Genomic DNA, 23,355 nt, shown 5'->3' with positions numbered 1-23,355 from the left:
ATAAGTAAAATGACGAATACAGCGCGTTAACTTTTCAAATTATAGTTGGTATAATGGATTTATAATATCATTTTATGAACTCATACTTATAAATTTGAAACCTCAATTCGATTTGAAAGGTTATACATATGACAACATTACATTTTACGGTCCCGCCTCTTCCGGAGTACATCATAAGCGGTCTGTGTGAGGCACCTTATGCAGGCAAACAGCCTAATCGAAAAAATTTCGGCATTTTCGATCTGCTTGTTGTCGTCAGCGGTCAACTTGATGTGATGGAGAACGGCGAACCGTACCAAGTTGAATCTGGAATGTATCTTATTCTACGACCGGATGCTCATCATTATGGGACGAAGGATTGTTCTGCGGATACAACCTACTACTGGCTGCATTTTAAGACGAGCGGAGAATGGGGCATCGACAAGTCACAGATGTTTCAAAAAGAGGATGCAATTGAGCTGCAGTTTATGATTCCCAACTATTTCACGATTGAAATTCCTCAGTTTGGTCGCTTAACGCAAATGCAGCGTACGGTAGAATTATTAGATACGCTCACAGGACTTGTACAAAACGGACATCAGACAAGAGCACTGTGGAATCAACAAGTTCTTTTTCAAGAACTGATTCAGCTGCTTGCCGCAACAGGCGTACATCCTTCCGCTTCTCCTTCTTTAGCCTGTGCTGAGAAAGCAGCCAGTTATTTGCGGTCACACTACCGCGATGAATTCAAAGCTCATACTATGGGTCTGAACATTAATTTCCATCCGGTATATATTGCTCGCTGTATGCAAAAAGAATATGGCTGTTCTCCAGTAGAGTACTTACAGCGGTACCGAATTGAACAGGCCAAGCTTTTACTGGTTCAAACCGATTACAGTATCAGCCGTGTAGCAGAAGAAGTCGGATTTAATCAAGCTGCTTATTTCACTTCTTGCTTTACCAAGCAGGAAAACGTCTCTCCGCGAAGATACCGCCAGCAGTTTTTTATGGATTAAAAAAACGCAAGCCTCCTTGTTCTTAAGGGGTTGCGTTTTTCTCTTGTCATTTTGCTTATTCTCGTTCCAGTTCAATCGTATTTAAACTTGCATATACATGCGCCACAAAACCTTCCGATGGTTCACCTACTGGAATTATGATGTTAAAAACGAAATCACTTCCGTCTAGTTCTTTCACAATATATTGATGTAACGTTCCGCTTCTTTCTTCCTTTGCAGTTAGAAAGAGGCTGGCGTCTTTCATTGCTTCAGGTCTCTTCTCTTCAGATACGACCTCTACCTCTCCATACTCAGCAAGGGCCCGCGTTCCTTTCTCCTCCTGTTCCTGGAGCTGAATATCAGCAGGCAGTTTCTCGATTTGGACCGCATAATTCGGATCAACGTCCATCGTGAGCAGCCCCGTTTCCGGATTGAACGTGAAAATATCAAAAACATAAAGGGAATAACCATCCGCAGCAGAGATGATACTCGCTTCTTTCTGTTCGGTCATCCCCTCTAGCGTAAGTGTTAGCTCTTGTGTAGCGGGACGACTTTCGGAATTGTCATCATCTTCGTTAGGTACCGTTCCAACGCTTGTCCCTGTTTTTATAATCTCGATAAGTACCAGCTGCTTCAGTGTATCTTCTCCTTCAATCGGCTTTTCTTCATATTTTAAAGAAACGGTATCATTCTCCTGAAGAATAGAGATCTCTTCCATCAGTGATTCGCCAAATTGATAAGCTTGCGGTTCCCCATTCTCAAGAATGACTTCAATGGTATGCGAATCAGCGAGTCCTGTAAATGTTCCCCTGGCTTCCTTTACAATCACTTCAGGTTCATTGGGTTGATTATTTTCCTGATCGGTTCCAGGTTCTGTTGATGGTCCGCTTGCTCCATTCTGCCCGCAAGCTGCCAGTGTAAGTACCAAGATGGTAATGAGCACAGCGGTACGCTTTTTCATCTTTTTTCTCATCAGAACACCTCCTTATCTTATGTAAACGCTTTGAACCCTACATGAGTTACGTAAGATTCACCTTATTTTCATAAAGAGAACCATTTCCGTTTTTATCCTTTCCTTTTTACTCCTCGGACAGCTATAATATCAAAGGGCCAAACATCCTACGTTTGGAGGTACAGAAATGAATTTACGTAAAACAACGAAGCGTTCGCTGACCGAACAGATTGTAGACCAATTGGAACAATTAATTGAAACGGGAGAATGGCCTCTCGGATCAAAGATTCCCCCTGAACCCGAACTGATGGGTCAATTAGAGGTTAGCCGAAATACGCTTAGAGAAGCGATTAAGGCCTTAACCCATGCGGGACTTTTGAAAACGAGGCAAGGCGATGGAACCTATGTTTCTGCATCTAGTTCTCTTGGTCCCGTATTACAGAAAAGAGTGAACAAAACGGATTATATACAATCTCTCGAAGTACGCCACGCTTTGGAGCGAGAAGCGGCCTATCTCGCAGCGAATAACCGAACCGAGTCCGACATAGAACAAATCAGGCTATGTTTTCAGTGTCAGAATGAAGCGATACAGAATGGACAATATGAAGATTTTGCGGATTGGGATGTAGCGTTTCATAAGGCTATTGTTGCAGCAAGCAAGAATGGTCTTCTAATGGACCTCTACGAACATATTACGGATGCACTCAAAGAGATGGTTACTAAAATCACCGCAAAGACAGGCGATGCCTACTACTGTAAAGACACGCATGAACAGCTGTTAAACGCAATTGTAGAACAAGATCAGGTACGAGCAGTAGATGCTGTCCATCATTACATCGAAGAATCTAAACAACATTTTATACAACTTGGAGGCAGCATGAATGAAATCAATTGAAAAATCCGCTGTAACGCAGCGGCAATGGAGAATAAGCGAAAGCTTTATTCTTGTAGTAGCCCTTCTTTTAGTAGGAGCAAATTTACGTGCTCCCATTACTTCCATCGGACCATTGCTTGGTTCTATTAAAGAAAGTACAGGGATATCTAACACATTAGCCGGTATGATTACCACTGTACCCTTACTTGCTTTTGCTGTACTTTCCCCATTCGCTTCAAAACTTTCACGCCGATTCGGCATGGAACGGGTTATTTTTTGTGCCTTGTTATTCATTGCGCTTGGGGCCATAGGACGCACCTTATTTGGCGCTGGATCCCTTTTTGCAGGTACGATACTCGTTGGACTTGGCATCGCCGTATGTAATGTTCTCTTACCGAGTCTGGTGAAGCAGGAATTCCCGAATAAAGTAGGAGTTATGACTGGTGCCTATACACTGTCAATGAATATATGCGGTGCTCTCGCTTCTGGAATCAGCATCCCGCTTGCTGTGCAGCTTGGAATCGGCTGGAAAGGTGCTCTTGCTTGCTGGGTCATCCTTACCGTTCTTGCCCTTGCGACCTGGCTGCCTCGGATGAGATCGGCCCGGCTAAGTGCAGCCACCTCAGCTTCTTACCAATCTCATGTGAACATGTGGAAGTCACCGCTTGCTTGGCAGATCACCTTCTTCATGGGACTGCAATCTTTTATTTTTTATAATATTGTATCCTGGCTGCCAGAGATCCTTATGGACCGCGGCATGGTAGCGGACACGGCCGGGTGGATGTTATCACTCACCCAATTTTCGATGATGCCATTTACTTTTCTGGTTCCGATCTTGGCTAGCCGAATGAAAAGCCAAACTCCACTTGTGTACGTAACTTTCTCGCTCTATACGGTAGGAATTTTAGGTTTGATTTTCGGAAGTACCACCCTTGTTCCTCTCTGGGTTTCCCTGATTGGAATTGCCGGTTCCTTCTCTTTTGGTCTCGTGATGATGTTTTTCAATCTACGTACAAAAACAGCAGGAGAAGCAGCCGAATTATCAGGTATGGCGCAGTCCATTGGTTATCTTATGGCAGCTGTCGGTCCCATGATGTTTGGTTACCTGCATGATCTGACTGCAAGCTGGACAATTCCGCTGTTCTTATTATTTGGAGCAAGTATCTTAATTTTCATCTGCGGGCTTGGAGCAGCAAAAAACAGATTTATAAGTGAATCAAATTCATAAATTGATTACTTATAAATCATAATTTTATGTATGTATAGAAAGAGGGTCTTCCTGTATTCAGGAAAGACCCTCTTTTTTTCTAAAATGAGCTTAGTAACGATCCCAAAAACGCTGTTTTGCCATGGCTTCGGTAAATACTTTTGCGAAAACTTTTGCAGAATGGTCAGTAACTACGCCTGGTTTACCGACGATGCCGAGTTCCTTGAGCAACTTCTCGCCTAATGGTGAACTTCCAATCGGTTTAAAATGATTATAAGATTCCACAATAAATGCCCTCGCCCGGTTATTAAAATACGGATCAGCATTCTCACTTCCTACTAGGTAAAGACCATCATAGAGTACAGGAGATGTCGTTAAAAAACTTTCATTGACTACCCACTGGTCTCCCTTATCATCACGAATCATGCCATTTCTGACACTGATGATCACTGGTTTCAATCCATTTTCAATTAACATTTCTAATACTTCTCTTGTTTCTTCACCTGCAAACCCTTCATCAACGAGCACACCTACTTTTAAGGTATTCGGAAGATAACGTGTGTTCATCATACTCAGTGCGGGGCTCGATTCAGTCACTGTAGATTCGGGAACGTCTGCCGGTTGTAAAGTTAAATTCTCCCCCACGCGTGTAGCCAGTACCCGATCAATATGAGCAAGCATGTTCACCAGTTTTTGCCGAATTTCGATCGAGTTCACTTTTCCAAGTTCAAAAGAGTAAGCGTCAATAATATGGTGTTTTTCTACGGGACTCATACTGTTCCAAAACAATTTAGCTTGTGAGAAATGATCATCAAAACTAGGGGCTGTCGCTCTTACTTTATACCCGTGTACTAATGATGGGTACGTTACAAATCCGCCTTTTGTTCCAGGGACCGTGTAGGGTGTATTATTCGCGAGTGAATTGTTATGATAGGCTACTTTCCCTTGATCAATTATATACCTGGCATTGCCATCTCTTTGGTTATTATGAAAAGGACAAACCGGTCTATTAATCGGAAGTTGCTGATAATTCGTCCCAACCCGATAAATTTGTGTATCTGTGTAGGAGAACAATCTGCCTTGTAATAAGGGATCGTTCGTAAAATCAATTCCGCGGACGATATTTCCTGGGTGTAAAGCAACTTGCTCCGTTTCTGCAAAAACATTATCTACATTTCGATTAAGTGTCATCTTCCCGATTTTACGTACCGGAACGAGCTCCTCAGGCCACAATTTTGTAGCGTCAAGGATATCAAAGGTGAATTTATACTCATCTTCTTCTTCAATGATCTGAATGCCTAGTTCCCATTCTGGATAGTTGCCTGCTTCAATATTCTCCCACAAGTCTCTACGATGGAAGTCTGGGTCTACACCCCCAATCTTTTGAGCCTCATCCCATAGAAGAGAATGAAGACCCAGCAGCGGTTTCCAGTGAAATTTTACAAATCGTGATTTTCCATGTTTGTTAACGAGCCGAAACGTATGTACTCCAAACCCTTCGATCATGCGAAAACTGCGAGGAATCGTCCGATCCGACATGATCCAGAGCGTCATCGCTGCCGACTCTTGGTTGGAAGTAACAAAATCCCAAAAGGTATCATGCGCTGTCTGCCCTTGCGGTATTTCATTATCTGGTTCTGGTTTCACTGCGTGAATCAGATCCGGAAATTTGATACTATCCTGAATAAAAAAGATCGGAATATTATTGCCTACCAGATCAAAATTTCCTTCTTCCGTGTAAAACTTAGTTGCAAAACCGCGCACATCACGGTCTGTTTCATTCGCTCCTCTTGATCCTGCAACTTGTGAAAACCTTAGAAAAACGGGTGTTTTTAAGTTGGGATCTTGCAGAAAATGGGCCATTGTTAATTCCTCTTGAGATTCATATACCTGAAAAATACCATGTGCTCCGTATCCCCGGGCATGGACAACACGTTCGGGAATTCGCTCACGGTCAAAATGAGCAAGCTTCTCTCGAAATAAAAAATCTTCAAGCAGGGTAGGTCCGCGGTCTCCAGCTTTTAGCGAATTTTCATCATCTGAAATCTTAACCCCTTCATTTGAAGTGAGTGGTTTATCAATATTATCGCGTGTAAAAGATTTCAGTTGTTCTGTTTTTTTATTTTCATTTTTACTCTGCTCGTTCATGTTATCACCTCATCATTATACTTACGATGACGGTAACAGATTCATTACTCAAGCTTCGATTTCCATCCACTTCCTTCTTTGCTTAACCAAAATAAAAAGACGAAGACTGCCGTCTCCGTCTTTAAGGTATTCTTTAATGGTCCTGATTTCTTTTAGACGAACAATCCAACAACCGTAGCCGTCAGGATGGAAACAAAGGTAGCTGCAAGCAGCATTTTAAGTCCAAAAGTGGCAACTACTTTGGCTTTTTCCCCATTTAACGCCTGAATGGAACCCGAGATGATCCCAATAGAACTAAAGTTAGCAAAAGAAACCAGGAACGAAGACACGATCGCTACCGTTTTTGCGGATAGCCCCGGAATCAAAGGTTGAAACTCCAACATAGCTACAAATTCGTTAGTTGCGAGCTTCGTTCCCATAATGGCGCCTGCAGTTGTAATTTCATTCGATGGAACCCCCATGATAAATGCGATCGGGCTAAAGATATATCCTAAAAGTTGGGTGAACGAAAGACCGATCACTGCTACTAATAAGCCGTCTACGAGTGCGATGAGACCTACATACGCAACTAGCATCGCTGCTACGATCAGTGCTATTCTTCCTCCATCGAGCGCTCCGGCTGATATTGCTTCAAATAAAGATTTAGAATTTGAGGCATCTTTAATATTAATTACTTCTTCTTCTGCTTCCTTCGTTGGTGCCATAAAGGTCGTAATAATGAGCCCGGATAGTGCATTAAGTAGCATCGCGACCAGCACGTACTGAGGAGGAATCATTGTCATATAAGCCCCCATGATCGAAGCAGAGACACTCGCCATCGCCACGGTCGATACAACAAATAACTTATTCCGATTCATTTTATCGAGATGGGATTTAATCGCAAGAAACGCCTCGGACTGGCCAAAGAAAATACTATTCACACTGTTAAAAGTAACTACTTTTGATAATCCAGTAATCCTAGCCAGGCCACCACCTATGTACTTGATTGCTATCGGCAATATTCGAATATAGGTAAGAATGGATAGCAGTGTGGACGTGAAAATGATCAGCAGAAGAACATTAAAGAAAAAGATGCTGCCGTCTGCCGGGACTAAATCGCCCAGAATAAAGCGAATTCCTTCATGTCCATACATAAGTACATGGGAAACTCCATTCGAAATGGCTTCAACAATCGTATTCCCAAATGTCGTTTTGAACATGATTAAGGTCACTACCAATTGAACTACAAACAGGACAATAATCGCCCTGAAATTGATATTCTTTTTATCGTTGCTCAGTAAATAACATACACCAAGCAGCAAGAGTATTCCTACAATACCAATGAAAACTGACATGAATATCAAGCCCCTTTTGATCAAAGTATTATCACCATTTGGTAATGGCGCCTAAGTACAACCATTTCACGATTACATAGTGTATGGTGATCTAATTGGGGCTTGTTTATTCTATTTTTTATACGATATCAAGTGGAACCTTATTCATAGGTGCCGGAAAAGCCTCATCCAGTTGTTTAAGATCTTCCGCTGACAACATTACTTCATATACGAATGCATTTTCCTTAACATGCTTTTCACTCGAAGATTTAGGCAGGGAAAGGACATTACCGGAGCGGAGTGTCCAGGCTAATAGTAATTGATATGGACTAATGCCGTGTTTTTCGGCTACTTTTATCACCGTCTCGTGCTGCACTAACTCTTTTCTAAGACTTCCTCCTTGAGCTAGAGGTGAATAAGCCATGATTGGCATCTGATGTTTTTCTTGCCACGGTAATAAATCAACTTCAATCCCTCTCGATCCCAGGTGATACAGCACCTGATTTACCATGCATCGATCTCCTTTATCTAGCTGTATTAATTCTTCCATATCGTCCTTATCCAGATTCGATACACCCCAGCGGTCAATCTTTCCTTCCTCGACGAGTCGCTGCATTCCTTGGATGGTTTCTGCGAGCGGAATATCGCCTCTCCAGTGCAATAGATAAAGATCCAGGTGATCTGTTTTTAGTCTTCTAAGGCTTTGTTCACAGCTTGTAATGATTCGGTTTTTTCCTGCATTATGAGGGTATACTTTAGATACAAGAAAAACTTCATCTCTGATCCCGTGAATCGCTTCACCTACCAGTTCCTCTGATAAACCTTCACCATACATCTCGGCGGTGTCAATCACTTTCATCCCGAGTTCTACACCCAGCCGGAGTGCTGCTATTTCCTCCATTCGTTTACTTGGGTCATCTCCAATACGCCATGTTCCTTGTCCAATCGCCGGAAGCTGCGTTCCATCTGGAAGTGTAACGGTGGGTTGTTTAATCATATTCTTCATCCCTTCTTTATTCACTATTGTGATGTGTTCATTTGCCTTTCTTGGGTTCGGGGTATAAGATAATTTGTTGAATAGCTTGGTTTACTGTACATTAACCTTAAATTTGTGCGTTATATCCTTCTATTTCAAAGTTTTAACAATAAAGAAAGGTATGAACTCTTATGATCCACATTTTAGTTGCTGATGATGACGTACATATCCGGGAACTGGTCCATTTTTATCTATCTGCAGAAGGATATACCGTATACGAAGCGGCTAATGGAACGATAGCTTCCTCGCTTTTATCCACGGAACAAATTCATCTCGCTGTCGTAGACATTATGATGCCTGGCAAAGATGGGTATGAGCTGGTTGAGGAAATTCGCAAGTATTATGATATCCCTGTCATTTTGCTGACTGCGAAGGATCAACTGATTGATAAGGAAAAAGGTTATGCGCTAGGAACGGATGATTATGTAACCAAACCTTTTGAGCCAAAAGAACTTATTTTTCGTATCAAAGCACTGTTACGACGTTACCGAATGGTTAATTCTCAAAAAATCACACTCGGAAGAACGATCATTGATCGAGACAGCTATGAAGTGTACTGTGATGATCAATTATTAATGCTTCCCATGAAAGAATTCGAGTTATTATCCCAGCTCGCTAGCTACCCAGACCGAATCTATTCCAGAGAAGAGTTAATTCATCTCGTATGGGGAGCCGACTTCAAGGGAGATGATCGTACAGTTGATGTTCATATTAAACGTCTTAGAGAGCGATTCCAACATCGAAGCGATGATTTCGTTATAAAAACAATTCGCGGTATTGGGTATAAACTGGAGGTCTGCTCACGGTGAAAACACTGTATCTTCGTATTGTACTTACGACTGCCTTGGTAATGCTGCTCAGCAGTCTGCTGGCTTTTGTCATCTCTAATATGTACTACCAGTATAATTTGAAGCCTTATAACGATGAAAAGATGACAGACATGACAAACGATATTATTCAATTTTATAAAGAGAACCCGGAAGTGAGCTTACCTGCTTATCTTAACAGCATTGGAGATTTAGGGTATCAAATCTATCTAGCCGACTCACCGGATCAAGGAACTTTTTATGGCGGAGATTTTCGTAAGAAAAATTTAGATTCAGACCTTATTCGCCAGGTGCTCGGTGGACAAGTATATCACGGCATTGCCGATTTTCCTGCAAAACTATTTATTACTGGTTTTTTTGATAATTCACTCGGCAACTCGATTGGGATGCCTATTACCGTTAACGGGGAGACGCACGCTCTTTTTGTTCGCCCTAATGTAGAGCTTCAGTTCGGGGAATTGCGCATTTTCTTTGCCTTACTTCTCGTTCTGACGACACTAATCAGTATCATACTTGTCTTTATCAGCACGAGATATATTGTGAAGCCCGTCACTCGCTTAACGGAAGCAACCAAACAAATTGCCAAAGGCAATTATCATATTAAGTTAAATGCTCGAAGACGAGATGAGATCGGTAAGCTGGCTAATCATTTTTCACAGATGGCAAAAAGCTTAGAACAACTCGAATCCATGCGGCAAGAGTTTGTCTCTAACGTTTCTCATGAAATCCAATCCCCCCTTACTTCAATCCAAGGATTCTCTGAGCGCTTGAAATCAAATCAGTTAACAGAAGAGGAACGGTTGCATTACCTTGATGTTATTTCATCCGAGAGCCGAAGACTATCTCAATTAAGTAAACAACTGCTCACTCTAGCCTCACTGGATAAAGAGGAATCCATCATTGATAAGCAGCTTTATTCTGCCAAAGATCAGATTAAACAGGTTGTGTATATGCTGGAATGGAACTGGCGGGAAAAAGAAATTGCTTTAGATCTACAGCTCTCTTCCGCAGAGGTCTATGCGGATCCAAAATGGATGCATCAAGTATGGGTTAATCTAATTACAAACAGTATTAAGTTCACTGATCCCGGAGGAACCATTCGAATTCGGCTTGAAGAGAAAAATAACCATCATTTGATCGAAATTGAAGACACCGGCATAGGGATCAAGGAAGAAGACCTCCCTTACATCTTCAATCGATTCTATAAAACCGATAAAGTTCGAAATCGCAGCGAAGGCAGCAGTGGTCTTGGACTCGCGATTGTAAAACGAATTATTGATATGCACGATGGACAGATTACGGTTCATAGTGAACTAGGAAAAGGCACATGCATTCAAATATGGATCCCGATCTCCTCCCCTGAGTGAAAACCTGGGGAGGTTTTTTTATATATTCCAATTTTTATATGTTCCATTTGTAATATGCTGTTCATCCTCCGTTCATATTTCAACCTGATACTTAAGCAGTGGGTGAGAAATTAAAAATATAGAAAAGCTTAAGGAATGGGGTTGAAACGTATGTTTTTAGCTTTACGTGAAATGAAACACGCCAAATTACGCTATCTGCTGATCGGTCTCATTATGGTTCTCATTGCATGGCTCGTCTTGTTCGTTACGGGTCTTGCCAAGGGTCTCAGTAATGACAACGTATCGTCGCTGCAAAATATGGACGCAGATTACATTGTTATGCAGAATGAATCCGAACTCAAAATAAATCGCTCTGTATTACCAAGTGAAACACTAGATCAAGTTAGGAGCATCACAGGGGATGAAGGGGCTACCCCCCTCGGTCTGCAGATGAGTACGTTAATCAAAGAAGGGACAAGCACCAAGATTGATGCTTCCTTTTTTGCCATTGATAAGGACAGCTTTATTGCTCCGACCGTTGTAGAGGGTTCAATGATCGACAATAAAGCGGCAGACGAAGTGGTCGCTGATATTTCACTGAAAGAGGAAGGATTTGCGGTTGGCGACCGAATCCAAGATCAATCCTCAGGGAAGTCGTTCACCATTATCGGTTTTACGGAAGGACAATCCTACAGCCATACTCCAGTTCTTCACATGAATATGGCAGGATGGTTTGCACTTCATGATGCGGATCCGGATAGTGAGATTTACCATTTTAACGCGATCGCTTTAAAAACAACAGATGCCGTTGCTGACGAAGTCAGTCAGATCAGTGATATTGAAGTCATCGCTAAAGATGACACGTTAGCTGGAATTCCTGGGTATAAAGAAGAAAGCGGCTCACTTCTCATGATGATTGCCTTCTTATTTGTCATTGCTGCCTTTGTTCTGGCCGTATTCTTCTACGTGATTACCATTCAAAAGATGAATCAATTCGGTGTACTCAAAGCCATCGGTGCAAAAAACAGTTACCTGGTACGTAATGTGATGTCCCAAATTTTAATAATAACGATTGCCAGTCTCGCCTTGAGTATCCTGCTAACTTATGGTGTCGCAGCTATACTTCCGGCAAGTATGCCATTTGACCTCAGTCCATCATTGGTTGCTCTTTGTTCGATTCTGTTTATCGTAGTATCTATCCTTGGTTCTCTACTGTCCGTGTACCGAGTTGCTAAAATTGATGCGATCGAAGCTATAGGGAGGGCTGCTTAATGAACACAGCAAATCTTAAATTACAACTAGAAAATATTACAAAAACATTTGGTGACGGTGACTCTTCTATTAAAGTACTGAAGAATGTAACCTTGAATGTAAAAGCCGGTGAATTTGTTGCCCTAGTCGGTCCATCCGGTTCCGGGAAAAGCACCTTTCTCTCCGTTGCTGGCGCACTGCTTGCGCCTTCCAGCGGACGTATAGTCATTGGCGGACAAGACCTGAGTCAATTCTCAGAGAAGCAAATGAATGAAATACGTCTTGATAAAATCGGATTTGTATTTCAATCGGCCAACCTGATCCCTTATTTGACAGTGAAGGATCAACTCCTTTTAATTGCTGAACTTTCTGGTAAAAAAGGAAAACAAGCAAACCAGAAAGCCGATGAGATGTTAAGTAGACTTGGGCTAAGTCACCGCGCCCATGCTTATCCGGAAAACCTCTCGGGCGGTGAACGTCAGCGTGTTGCTATCGCTAGAGCCTGGATGAATGATCCAGAAATTCTGCTGGCCGATGAACCAACAGCAAGTCTTGACTCAGAACGAGGCCGGGCCGTCGTGGAAATGCTCTCACAAGAAGTAAAAGAAAGAAACAAAGCGGCAATCATGGTTACACATGATACCCGGATGCTCGATCTCTGTGATCGGGTCGTATATATGGAAGATGGAGTGCTCACGGAACAGCCTGTATTCCAGCATTAAATAATGAAAAGCAGCAGCCTTACTAATAAGGTCGCTGCTTTTTTAATATCTACTCCTCAACTTCCTTAGGTGTCTGCTCGAACATTCGATGCCTGTTCGCACATTCGATTATTGGATGTTATCCGTGTAAAATAATAAGGAAAGGTATGACACTTCTCATGAAGGGATTTTTCCTATGAATATAGATTATAGTTATAAACAACCTAAAACTTTACTAAATAAGGGGACTGGCTTCCTGGCCGGATACTCCCATTCTCTTAACCCATATACGGGCTGTACTTTTGGCTGTTCCTATTGTTACGTTCGTAAAATGCCCGTTTCTTTATTTCGAGGAAAAGAATGGGGAACTTGGTTGGACATTAAGAAAGACAGTGCAGCATTGCTGCACAAAGAGCTATTAAGAGAAAAGAAAAAGGGTCCGGTTACAATCTTTATGTCTTCAAGTACGGACCCCTATCAACCTGCCGAATACAAAGAAGAAATTACTCGTTCTTTGCTTGAAGTTATGGCAGAGGTTCAGCCCGATTTTCTGCTGGTACAAACCCGAAGTCCGCTCGTAAAAAGAGATATTGATCTTCTACAAAAACTGGGTAATCGGGTCCGGGTAAGTATGACTGTGGAAACCGATCTTGATGAGATTCGCACCCATTTCTCTCCCTCTGCCCCACCTATTTCGGCTCGTATACAAACACTTCGCAAACTGCGCGAAGCAGGAATCCCTACACAAGTTGCCATCGCACCCGTACTGCCTAGCAGTGAAGCATTTCCCGAACTTCTTCGTCCTGTCGTAGATTTAGTTTGCATTGATGATTTTTTCATGGGAGATGGAGCCCATGGCAGACGAACACAGCAGCTTGGTATACAGGATAAATACGAAGAACTAGGTTACAGTGATTGGTATCATCCGGAAGCATATCAAGTGGTGGCTCGCCGGATGCGTGAACTTTATCCTGAACAACAGGTCCGAATTAGTCAGGAAGGGTTTGCTCCTTTCTAATCTGCTAGAGATGATATTTCTAGCCAGATGTATAGAAGAATTCTATACATCTATGAATAAAGACCATGAGAAGTATATCTTCTCATGGTCTTCGTCTTTCTATAGATATTCAGTTGACATCAGTAATAATCAGACAGACTCATTCAATTCCGCTTCACTAGACTGAGCGCGCTCCGATCCCATGAGGAACACGATAACTACAGCAATCGCAATCGGGATAATGGCGATCTGGAATACATGTGTAATGGAATCCGACATCGCTTGCGTAATTTTGCTTAGAACCTCAGGTGGAATTTTTGCACGACCCTGAGGAGTAAAGATTTCTCTCGTATCCATATCTCCGGCAAAACCACCGCTCGCTCCGCCAAAGGCCTCCGTTAGACGTTTGGTAAAGGTATGCGTCTGCAGTGTACCAAAGATGGTTAAGCCCACGGTCATCCCGAATGAACGAAGGAACGAATTCGTCGAGTTTGCCGTTCCGCGGAAGCGCGAAGGAAGTTTATTGATGGAAGCCGTTGGCAACAGTGAGAAGGAGAACCCAACACCAAAACCAGCAATAAACATGTATAGCGTTAAGATTATTCTTGAAGTTTCGGGTGTCATCGTCGATAGTAAAATCATGCCTGCTAGGAAACTGAATACAGACAAGATCATCAGCGAACGAAAACGGATTTTCGTCTGTGTAAGCCCACTAATCATACTACCAATCACCGTTCCGATGACCATTGGCATCAGTACAATACCTGCGTTAGTTGCAGAACCGCCGTATACGGCTTGCACAAAGATCGGTATATACACCGAAAGAATGATAAATGTTCCACCATAAATAAAGCCAAGTGCTTGTGATGTTGCAAACAAACGCTTTTTAAACATCCAGAATGGAATGATCGGTTCCTCTGCTTTTGTCTCAACAAATATGAAGATGATAAAAGATAAAGCTGCGATTACAAGCAAGGAGATAATTAAAGCAGAATCCCATGCATATTTGCCACCGCCGAGCTCCAGTGCAAACATAAGGCATACGATTGCCAAAACAAGTGTAAATGCCCCTGCCCAGTCAATTTTTTGTTTTTGATGTTCCAGTGTTTCTTTATAATATTTAGCAATAAAGAAGATCGATAACGCACCAATCGGAAGATTCACATAGAAAATCCAGTGCCAACTTAAGGCATCTGTCAAAAAGGCACCTAATAGTGGACCTACTACACTCGATAATCCAAATACTGCACCTAACAAGCCGGTCATTTTGCCTCGTTTTTCAACGGGAAACAGATCAAAGATAATGGTAAATGCGATAGGCATAAGAGCCCCGCCGCCAATCCCTTGGATGACCCGAAATGCGATAAGCTGTCCCATCGTTTGAGACAATCCACAAAGGGCGGAACCAATAATAAACACGGTTAATCCAAATAAGAAAAACCGCTTTCTTCCATACATGTCAGACAGTTTACCGTAAATCGGCATACCTGCCATCATTGCCACCATATAAGCGGCAGTTACCCAAATAAACTGGTCAAAGTTACCCAAATCGCCTACAATGGTTCCCATTGCCGTTGCAACAATGGTGTTGTCGATAGCAGAAGCAAAAATCCCGAGCAAAAGTCCGACAGTTACAAACGTGGCAGCTCGATTCTTATTCATTTTCTCATCTCCAATTAATATAGCTGGATCAATTTCACAACTCATAAAACGATATTGTGAGTTTGATTCACCTATTAAATTATATTGCAATAAACATAAAAAATTATTAGATTATTTTTTATCTTCGCTCTCTTCCTCGTCCTGTAATTCGCTTAGCTGATTTTCAAGCCAAGAGATCTCTGAGCTGACGAAGTGAGCCCGGTGATGTAACGTCCTTTGGATGCTTTTTCGCTCCTTCTCACTCGTCACAGGAATTTTCTTCACAATCTGCATTCCGAGATCGTAATGTTCTTGAAGATAACCTAGATACTCGCGATAATCCTCGTAAACCTGTTCCTGCTGCTCCTTGGAAACATGATGAAGATTTGCAAATTTGATATCAAAATAATCTTTTGTATCCGAATTGTATGTAGTTTTCTCGTCCATTAATCGAAAAAACTGCTCTTTACCCGCTTCTGTAATACAATAAACCTTCCTGTTACCATCTTTCCCTGACATTTGAATGAACTTCTCTTTTTCAAGTCTTTGAATAAGCGGATACAGCACTCCCCAACTAACTTGTCTTACCGGACCTATAATTCTGGACAGGATATGATGAAGTAGGTATCCATGCATGGGCCTATCCATTAGCTCTCCCAGAACAAATAGTTCATACAAAATTCATACCCTCCTTTTCTTATTTTGGAGTACATTTCCGTTCAAATATATCGTGATGATATAAGACAATATTATAATATATCGCTGTGATATAAAAATCAACATCATAATAAATAAAAAAACCGTCTGTTTTTATAAACAGACGATCTTTAACTTATTGTTTAAGAAGGATACCCAGTTTCAATATTTCCTCTTGATTCGGAGCTTCTTGTATACTCATAATCTTTTCTTTAACTTTATCTGTGTTTTTTAAAGTTTGATCATTTCCTATTTTCTCTTGTATGAGAAATGCTAAATTGAAGCTTATTTTCATATCAGAGTAATACGATAAAGTATCAATTATCGAAGCAGAATTTAAAAGAGAAGTATTCGGAATTTTACCCTCTTCTAGTTGAGAAGCAAAGAAAGTAAGCTCACTACTTAGTCTTTGATTGAGATTTGTCTGGTATAACTGTTGTTCATTTTTATGGGACTGATAGAGAAAAATATTCAAAAATAATGATCCAATAAGTAATACCAATAAAACTGGAATGTATTTTGTTTTTTTCATATAGATCCTTCTTTTATCACTTGATTTGGTTATGATTATGATTATGATTATGAATATTTAAACAGACGGCACATGTATATAAACCAATTAAAACTTACGAACTTACACTGTTCGCTGTATTCTCAGGAATAGCAGCTAGCTGATGAAGTATTTTCTGACTGGAGTCGTTTAGGCCAATCAAGGTAACTTCATTATGATTCTCTGCATATTTAAGTCTGATTTTATCAATTGCTCCTACAGCCGAATCATCCCAAATGTGCGAATCCGAAAAATCAATGACGATATGCTGTTCTTGAACAGACGTATCGAACGCTTTTTCAAAACTTTGTGTTGAAGCAAAGAACAACTGTCCTTTTACATAAAACACTTGTTTATTCTCTTTCTTCTCACTTGTTACGGTAAGTTTAGAAACCTTGGCAACAAAGAAGATGGAACTCAGTATGACTCCTGCAATCACACCTTTAGATAAATCATGAGTTGCTACCACGATGATAACGGTCATAAGCATGACAAATGCGTCTCCTCGTGGAGCTTTTCTCAAATAACGAAAGGAAGTCCACTCAAAAGTGCCCACACATACCATGATCATAATTCCCGCTAATACCGGCATGGGCATAAGGACAACAAAATCTCCAAGAACTAGAATAAGGAACATTAAGAAAAGTCCAGCTACGAGGGTAGACAACCTGCTTCTGCCCCCTGATTTTACATTAATGACCGATTGACCGATCATCGCACACCCTGCCATACCGCCAAAGAATCCGTTGATGAAGTTCGCGATGCCTTGTCCTCTTGCTTCTCTATTCTTATCACTCTCTGTATCTGTCATGTCATCAATGATAGAAGAAGTCAGCAGTGACTCTAGTAAACCTACCAGTGCCAGTGCAAAAGAATAAGGTAAAATGATCTGCAGCGTATTTAGCGTCAGAGGTACATTAGGAAGCAATAAATTGGGAAGAGTTTTCGTAATTGTGCCCATATCCCCGACCGTCTGAAGATGTACACCCGCTACAGTAGAAACTATCGTAAGGACAACAATCGCAATCAGAGGTGCCGGAATCGCTTTTACATATCTTGGAACGAAGATTAGTATGAGTAATGTAATCCCTAGAAAAACAAATGTCATTACTGATTTCCCTAAAAAGTAAGGGACCTGCGCCATAAAGATAAGAATAGCCAGGGAATTGACAAAACCGATCATAACCGCCCTCGGTATAAATTTCATTAGACGAGCAACCTTGAAGGTACCTAACAGAAACTGAATAATACCGGTTAATATCGTAGCCGCAATCATATACTCAATCCCGTGATCTCTTACAAGCGGGGCGAGCACGAGCGCCATAGCTCCTGTTGCCGCTGAAATCATAGCCGGCCTTCCTCCTGCAAACGAAATAATGATCGCGATACAAAAAGATGCATAAAGTCCAACCATCGGACTTACACCTGCAATCAGGGAAAATGCAATTGCTTCTGGAATCAGAGCTAGCGCAACAACCATACCGGATAATATATCCGCCCTTACATTAAAAAACCAGTTACGTTTTAACCGTTCAACCAACTTTACTCCACACCTTTTCACTGTGATATAAATCATGTAGTATTTTTCCATGAGTGTATCACGAATCGTTCCTAAATGGAACCTTTTTGATACTGCGAAGTATGTTATGATAATGAGTAAAAGTATAGTTTAGGAGAAAAACCTATGCGTATCGGATATATGAGACCCTATCAGGATGACGAGAATTTGAACATGCAGACTGATGCTCTGGATCAATTGTCCTGTGATAAAATAGTTATAGAAGAACATGCATCCGCTAAAAGAAGAAATGAACTCGAACAATTAATGAATGAACTCAGCAAAGGAGATATCGTCGTTGTATACAAATTGTTTGCCCTGGCCGATTCGACCAGGCATCTTGTAGAACTACTTCAAAAACTGGAAGAGAAACAAGCACATCTCTGCTCTCTTACCGAAGGGATCGATACAAGTAAATCCGAAGGATATCCTTTTCCCGAGATCGTTAAACATTTAGTGGATTTTCAAAGTGATGTCATTAGTGAGAAGACGAAAAAAGGACTTTATGAAGCAAAACAAAAAGGCAATCACCCAGGACGGCCTCGTAAAGCAGATGATAATGTAAAAAGAGCAATCGTTATGTATCAAAGCAATCAGTATAGTCTCGCCCAAATTCGAGAGGAAACAGGAATCAGCAAATCGACGCTGTATCGTTATTTGGACTCTGAGAATTAGTGATTTCCTATTCGCAAGTAGAAAAGAGCGTTTCCGCCATGGTATTTGGCAGAAACGCTCTTTTTTCAATTCGTTATAATACGTGATTAATCAATGCTACTTATTTATCTCTTATGCCGTGTTCACGCTTCATTCTATTTCGTAATTCGGAACGATCCCGTACTCAGTGCAACCAGTTCATGGTCACAATCTACAATTCGTGATTCGGTCGTTAGTGATCGTCCGGTTTCATGAACTATTTTTGCGGTAACGGTAAGCAGTCCTTTCTTCGCCGGTTTAACGAAATGCACATTCAGGTTACTGGTTACCGAAGCTTCTCCGGGACGCCTTATCATCACTGCAATCCCCATTGCGTTATCCATCAGCGAAGAAAGAACACCCCCATGAACAATTCCCATGAGATTCAAATGGTGCAGCTTCGTATCAAGCGTAACCACCACTTCATCAGTTTGAATGGCTGTAAGCTCACAGCCAAGGTATCCCCAAAAAGTGGGTTCTGCCGCCTTCGTCAAAGACTCTATATACTGCTTTCCTTCCATGCTCTCCATCTAAAAGTGCCTCCTTCTCTATCCGATAAGCCACCATATTTTCAACCTGCCGGAGTTTCTTCCTCTTCCTCAAGTAATTTACGGCGCAATACTTTACCTACAAGGGTCTTCGGAAGTGATTCACGGAATACATAGTGTCTAGGCACTTTATAAGCTGCAAGCTGGGAACGACAGAACATTTCGATATCTTTTGGATCAGGCGTCTTTCCATCCTTAAGGACAATATAGGCTTTCACTGTTTCACCGCGGTACGCGTCTTTTATCCCTATTACGACAGCCTCTTTTACTGCGGGATGTTCGTAAAGAACTTCTTCTATTTCACGCGGATAAATATTGAAACCGCTTGCAATAATCATATCCTTTTTCCGGTCAATGATCGAAAAATAGCCTTCCTCATCCATGGTTGCCATGTCACCGGTAAATAACCAGCCATTTCGAATCGTATCAAAAGTATCTTCTGGCCTATTCCAATATCCCTTCATCACCTGCGGTCCTTTGACAATGAGTTCCCCTACTTCCCCGGGCAGAACTTCTTCACCTGTAACTGGATTCACCACTTTCGCTTCGGTGTCAGGAACCGGAATTCCAATCGTTCCTATCTTTCTTCTCCCCCATATCGGGTTTACATGCGTTACTGGCGAAGCTTCCGTAAGTCCGTAACCTTCGATTAATTTCCCTTTTGTCAGCTCCTCAAAACGATCTTGCACTTCAAGCGGAAGCGCAGATGAGCCGCTGATACAGGCATTAATCGAGGATAAGTCGTACTCTTTTATCTTAGGATGATTAATAAGGGCAATATACATCGTCGGTGCTCCTGGAAAAAGGGTTGGTTTTTTCTTATCGATGATTTTGAGAAGGGAATTCAGATCGAATTTAGGTATGAGGATTAGCATCCCTGCACGGTAGACCCCTTGGCTGAGAAGCGTAGTAAGCCCAAACACATGAAAACAAGGCAGTACAGCTAAATATCGTTCTTTGCCATTCTCCACCTGATAACACCAATTGGCGGATTGGATGGTATTGGCAATGAGATTCGTGTGGGTTAACATGACCCCTTTAGGGACACCTGTCGTCCCGCCGGTGTACTGTAACAATGCTAGTTCATGATCTGCATTCACCTTTTCGCAACAAGGAGCATCGTCCGCTGAAGCAAGAAGTGCTGTAAATGAATGTACGGAACGGCTGTATTCGATTTGCGGCAACGGTCCTTGTTTTTTGGCGACGAATGGATACAATATTTTTTTGATAAAAGGCAAGTAATCGGGGATCGCCGTAACAATCGTATGCTCAATCATCGTCTCCTCAGCAACATTCTGAACTTTTGAATAAAATTGATCCAGGGTAATCATGATCTTCGCTCCTGAATCCTGCAATTGATATGCCAGCTCCCGCTCTACATAGAGCGGATTCGTCATTACAACAATGCCTCCTGCAAGGAGGGTCCCATAATATGCAATCACAACCTGCGGGCAATTGGGCAGCATAATAGCCACCCGATCCCCCTTCTTAAGTCCTTTACTTTTCAGCGCGTTTGCCATACGGTAAGCAGACTCTAGGAGCTTTTTATAACGAATGGTCTTTCCCATAAAATACATGGCCGGCCGGTTCGGATACTGTTGTGAAGAGCTGATCAGAAACTGCGCCAGATTCTGTTTAGGATAATCGAAACTAGGGGCCACTTCGGTCGGGTAATACGGAAGCCAGGGCTTTGCATTCATCGAATATCAATCCTTTCCTCTCGGAATGCTTCCTGCTGACCTACTCCTCATCCAAAACCATTTTATATCTAGCAAAGATAATGCGCAGTTTATACGGTATAACGTTCGTTTGTTACCACCCTAGCAGCAATGCTGCGTTTCAGTGCTACCTTGTCTACCGGACTTAATTTTGTTAGCTTCTTCAGCACAGATAACTGCATACGGAGCATATCACCGGATTCAAGAGAGGTGAGTGTTTCCTTGGCGGTAGCTTCCGCTCTTTGCAGGGCTTCATAAGCATACACTTTGGTCATCTCCACCATGTTCATGGCTTTTTCTTCTGATACGCGGGCTAGTTGTTTCTTCGTACGAAGCAGCGCACTTTCCAGTGCAAACACATCAATTAAAATATCCGCTAGATTAGACAAAGTCTCTTGTTCTTTCTCTAGGCTGGTACCTAGTTTCTGCACGGCAAAGCCGCCTGTGAGCAGGAATATTTTCTTCACCATATCCAGAATGTGTTCCTCTTGTCCGAGCACCCCTTCATATTCCTGTGCCGGAACCATTTGCAGCAGTTCACCTTGCAGATCTTGTGCTTTTTGCAGAAGGGCGATTTCCCCTTTCAACGCTTTTTTCACTAAGGTACCTGGTATTAGGAGGCGATTAATCTCATTCGTTCCTTCAAAAATTCGATTAATACGGGAATCTCGGTAGATTCGTTCAATTTTATATTCCTGAATGTATCCATACCCTCCATGAATCTGGACTCCTTCATCTGCAATAAAATCGAGACCTTCTGAAGAAAACACCTTATTGATCGAGCACTCAATGGCATAATCCGAAATTGCGTTTGCTGAGTGAACACCTGCATCAGGATGATTGTAATCAATGTCTGCGAGAGCTTCATCCAACAGCCCCGCTGTACGATACACCATACTTTCCATCACAAAAGTAATAATATTCATTTCAGCCAGTTTTTTACGTATGAGTGGGAAGCTCGAGATCGGGGTTTCAAATTGTTTGCGCGTATTCGCATACTTGGCACTGAGTTCTATCGATTCTTTCGACGCACCCACGGTACCTGCCGCCAGTTTATACCGACCGATGTTAAGAATATTAAAAGCGATCCGGTGACCTTTTCCAATTTCTCCGAGTAAATTTTCTTTGGGGACTTTCACATCTTCAAAAAAGAGCGGACGTGTAGAGGAACTTTTGATTCCCATTTTCTTTTCCTCCGGCCCGATCGTAAATCCTTCCATCTCTTTCTCTACAATAAAAGCAGTAAAATGCTCTCCCTCCACCTTCGCATAGACAATGAAAATATCGGCAAATCCCGCATTCGTGATATATAATTTGGATCCATTTAAAATATAGTACTCTCCGTCCTCCGAGAGACGAGCTGTTGTTTTCGCAGCCAGGGCATCTGAACCAGATGTTGGCTCGGTCAGACAGTAAGCAGCAATTTTCGCTCCGCTTGCTAAGTCGGGTAAATATTTATGCTTCTGCTCCGCTGTACCAAAGTAAACGATGGGCAGCGTCCCGATTCCGACATGAGCACCAAAGGATAGGGCAAACCCTGAACTTTTGGAAAAATACTCGGTAATGATTGTTGAGCTTACTTTATCTAGACCAATTCCTCCAAAAATCTCAGGAACATCTGCTCCAAGAAGTCCAAGCTCTCCCGCTTTTTGAAGCAGCTCTACGGTCAGGTCATAATTTAATTTCTCTAGTTCCTCATCTCTAGGAATGACTTCGCCATCAATAAAATCGCGAACCGTTTCTCCAATCATGCGGTGTTCTTCGGTAAAATCCTCGGGGGTTACGATGCGATTAATATCTACGTTATCGATGATAAAACTTCCGCCTTTGATTTTTGGTTCTTTGGTTTGGTTGTCAGTCATGGGTTATTCTCCTTCCAGGAGGGAATTTGTGGTGGATCAGATCGGTCTAGCATCGTTGGGTGGTGCTTCGAATGCGGATTGGCCGAGCATCGTTGGGTGGTGCTTCGAATGCGGATCGGCTGAGCATCGTTGAACGTTGCTTCGAATGCGGATCGGCTGAGCATCGTTAAGCGGTGCTTCGAATGCGGATCATCCTTACGATCGCTGTTGAATCTGGATTTCTTGATGGAATGGGGTAAGGTTGAAATCCAGATTCAAAGGCGAGCGCTTCGCTTCTTCAGGACGATTCCGCTTTCTACGCAAGCAGGGTTGGGTACCGCCTAAAAGACATACTGCTCCTACACAAATTTGGTGTAGGCAGGGGCGAGTTTCAAGGTTTCTCTTCTTGAAACTGCCTTGGTAAAGTGAACTACTTAGTGCGAGTTCAAGTGCAAGTGCGAGTACGAGTGTGAGTGTAAGTGCG

The 23,355-nt window shown here is 42.1% G+C and carries 20 protein-coding genes; 9 read left to right on the top strand and 11 right to left on the bottom strand.

Annotated features, from left to right (window positions below):
* Positions 1-128 precede the first annotated feature (128 nt).
* Positions 129-995: an AraC family transcriptional regulator gene (locus tag H9647_RS10320; RefSeq protein WP_191799683.1), complete on the top strand. Its 867-nt coding sequence runs from the start codon at positions 129-131 to the stop codon at positions 993-995.
* A 55-nt stretch (positions 996-1,050) separates the two neighbouring features.
* Here the strand turns inward: H9647_RS10320 and H9647_RS10315 are convergent, their stop codons facing one another.
* Positions 1,051-1,947 (bottom strand): LptM family lipoprotein, encoded by an 897-nt coding sequence (locus tag H9647_RS10315; RefSeq protein ID WP_191799682.1) that lies wholly within the window; start codon positions 1,945-1,947, stop codon positions 1,051-1,053.
* A gap of 166 nt (positions 1,948-2,113) precedes the next feature.
* Here H9647_RS10315 and H9647_RS10310 point away from each other — a divergent pair, with 166 nt between their 5' ends.
* Together H9647_RS10310 and H9647_RS10305 are read left to right on the top strand one after the other, a co-directional pair.
* Positions 2,114-2,821 carry a FadR/GntR family transcriptional regulator gene (locus H9647_RS10310; RefSeq protein WP_191799681.1) on the top strand — a complete coding sequence of 236 codons (708 nt, stop codon included), beginning with the start codon at positions 2,114-2,116 and terminating at the stop codon, positions 2,819-2,821.
* Positions 2,808-4,028, top strand: a complete 1,221-nt coding sequence (locus tag H9647_RS10305; protein ID WP_191799680.1) for a CynX/NimT family MFS transporter — start codon at positions 2,808-2,810, stop codon at positions 4,026-4,028. The genes H9647_RS10310 and H9647_RS10305 overlap by 14 nt, the downstream gene beginning before the upstream one ends.
* Before the next feature lie 90 nt (positions 4,029-4,118).
* On the opposite strand, the gene H9647_RS10300 is transcribed toward H9647_RS10305, so the two are convergent.
* The 3 genes from H9647_RS10300 to H9647_RS10290 all read right to left on the bottom strand — a co-directional run bounded on the left by H9647_RS10300 (position 4,119) and on the right by H9647_RS10290 (position 8,474).
* Positions 4,119-6,155 carry a catalase gene (locus H9647_RS10300; protein ID WP_191799679.1) on the bottom strand — a complete coding sequence of 679 codons (2,037 nt, stop codon included), beginning with the start codon at positions 6,153-6,155 and terminating at the stop codon, positions 4,119-4,121.
* 152 nt (positions 6,156-6,307) lie between these two features.
* Entirely contained in the window at positions 6,308-7,489 is a 1,182-nt protein-coding gene (locus tag H9647_RS10295; protein ID WP_191799678.1) for a NupC/NupG family nucleoside CNT transporter, read from the bottom strand.
* Positions 7,490-7,607: 118 nt separating this feature from the next.
* Positions 7,608-8,474: an aldo/keto reductase gene (locus H9647_RS10290; protein WP_191799677.1), complete on the bottom strand. Its 867-nt coding sequence runs from the start codon at positions 8,472-8,474 to the stop codon at positions 7,608-7,610.
* Positions 8,475-8,635: 161 nt separating this feature from the next.
* Here H9647_RS10290 and H9647_RS10285 point away from each other — a divergent pair, with 161 nt between their 5' ends.
* The 5 genes from H9647_RS10285 (at position 8,636) to H9647_RS10265 (ending at position 13,647) form a co-directional block, all read left to right on the top strand.
* On the top strand, positions 8,636-9,313 hold the full coding sequence (locus tag H9647_RS10285; protein WP_191799676.1) for a response regulator transcription factor: 678 nt from the start codon (positions 8,636-8,638) through the stop codon (positions 9,311-9,313).
* Positions 9,310-10,698, top strand: coding sequence for a sensor histidine kinase (locus H9647_RS10280; RefSeq protein ID WP_191799675.1), 1,389 nt, complete (start codon positions 9,310-9,312; stop codon positions 10,696-10,698). Before H9647_RS10285 ends, H9647_RS10280 begins: the two co-directional genes overlap by 4 nt.
* Positions 10,699-10,848: 150 nt before the next feature.
* Positions 10,849-11,949 (top strand): ABC transporter permease, encoded by a 1,101-nt coding sequence (locus H9647_RS10275; RefSeq protein ID WP_191799837.1) that lies wholly within the window; start codon positions 10,849-10,851, stop codon positions 11,947-11,949.
* Entirely contained in the window at positions 11,949-12,650 is a 702-nt protein-coding gene (locus H9647_RS10270; protein WP_191799674.1) for an ABC transporter ATP-binding protein, read from the top strand. Before H9647_RS10275 ends, H9647_RS10270 begins: the two co-directional genes overlap by 1 nt.
* 175 nt (positions 12,651-12,825) lie before the next feature.
* On the top strand, positions 12,826-13,647 hold the full coding sequence (locus H9647_RS10265; protein WP_191799673.1) for an SPL family radical SAM protein: 822 nt from the start codon (positions 12,826-12,828) through the stop codon (positions 13,645-13,647).
* 129 nt (positions 13,648-13,776) lie between these two features.
* Here H9647_RS10265 and H9647_RS10260 read toward each other — a convergent pair whose 3' ends face one another.
* From H9647_RS10260 to H9647_RS10245, 4 genes are all read right to left on the bottom strand, one after another.
* Positions 13,777-15,288, bottom strand: a complete 1,512-nt coding sequence (locus H9647_RS10260; RefSeq protein ID WP_191799672.1) for an MDR family MFS transporter — start codon at positions 15,286-15,288, stop codon at positions 13,777-13,779.
* A 111-nt stretch (positions 15,289-15,399) separates the two neighbouring features.
* The gene (locus H9647_RS10255; RefSeq protein WP_191799671.1) at positions 15,400-15,945 is read right to left on the bottom strand and encodes a PadR family transcriptional regulator; all 546 of its coding nucleotides are present in this window, start codon (positions 15,943-15,945) and stop codon (positions 15,400-15,402) included.
* 154 nt (positions 15,946-16,099) lie between these two features.
* Positions 16,100-16,495, bottom strand: a complete 396-nt coding sequence (locus H9647_RS10250; RefSeq protein WP_191799670.1) for a hypothetical protein — start codon at positions 16,493-16,495, stop codon at positions 16,100-16,102.
* 94 nt (positions 16,496-16,589) lie between these two features.
* Entirely contained in the window at positions 16,590-18,053 is a 1,464-nt protein-coding gene (locus H9647_RS10245; protein WP_191799836.1) for a SulP family inorganic anion transporter, read from the bottom strand.
* A gap of 144 nt (positions 18,054-18,197) precedes the next feature.
* Here H9647_RS10245 and H9647_RS10240 point away from each other — a divergent pair, with 144 nt between their 5' ends.
* The gene (locus H9647_RS10240) at positions 18,198-18,746 is read left to right on the top strand and encodes a recombinase family protein (protein ID WP_191799669.1); all 549 of its coding nucleotides are present in this window, start codon (positions 18,198-18,200) and stop codon (positions 18,744-18,746) included.
* 134 nt (positions 18,747-18,880) lie between these two features.
* Here H9647_RS10240 and H9647_RS10235 read toward each other — a convergent pair whose 3' ends face one another.
* The 3 genes from H9647_RS10235 to H9647_RS10225 form a co-directional block, all read right to left on the bottom strand.
* Positions 18,881-19,294, bottom strand: coding sequence for a PaaI family thioesterase (locus H9647_RS10235; RefSeq protein ID WP_191799668.1), 414 nt, complete (start codon positions 19,292-19,294; stop codon positions 18,881-18,883).
* Between the two features lie 41 nt (positions 19,295-19,335).
* Positions 19,336-21,012: a long-chain-fatty-acid--CoA ligase gene (locus H9647_RS10230; RefSeq protein WP_191799667.1), complete on the bottom strand. Its 1,677-nt coding sequence runs from the start codon at positions 21,010-21,012 to the stop codon at positions 19,336-19,338.
* 89 nt (positions 21,013-21,101) lie between these two features.
* A complete protein-coding gene (locus tag H9647_RS10225) occupies positions 21,102-22,892 on the bottom strand; it encodes an acyl-CoA dehydrogenase family protein (RefSeq protein WP_191799666.1) in 1,791 nt (596 codons plus the stop codon).
* Positions 22,893-23,355: the final 463 nt, after the last annotated feature.

The sequence above is a fragment of the Paenibacillus gallinarum genome (genome assembly GCF_014836635.1).
Lineage (GTDB): Bacteria > Bacillota > Bacilli > Paenibacillales > Paenibacillaceae > Paenibacillus > Paenibacillus gallinarum.
The sequence above is the reverse complement of the archived record's forward strand: the minus strand, read 5'-3'. Positions and strand labels throughout refer to the sequence as shown.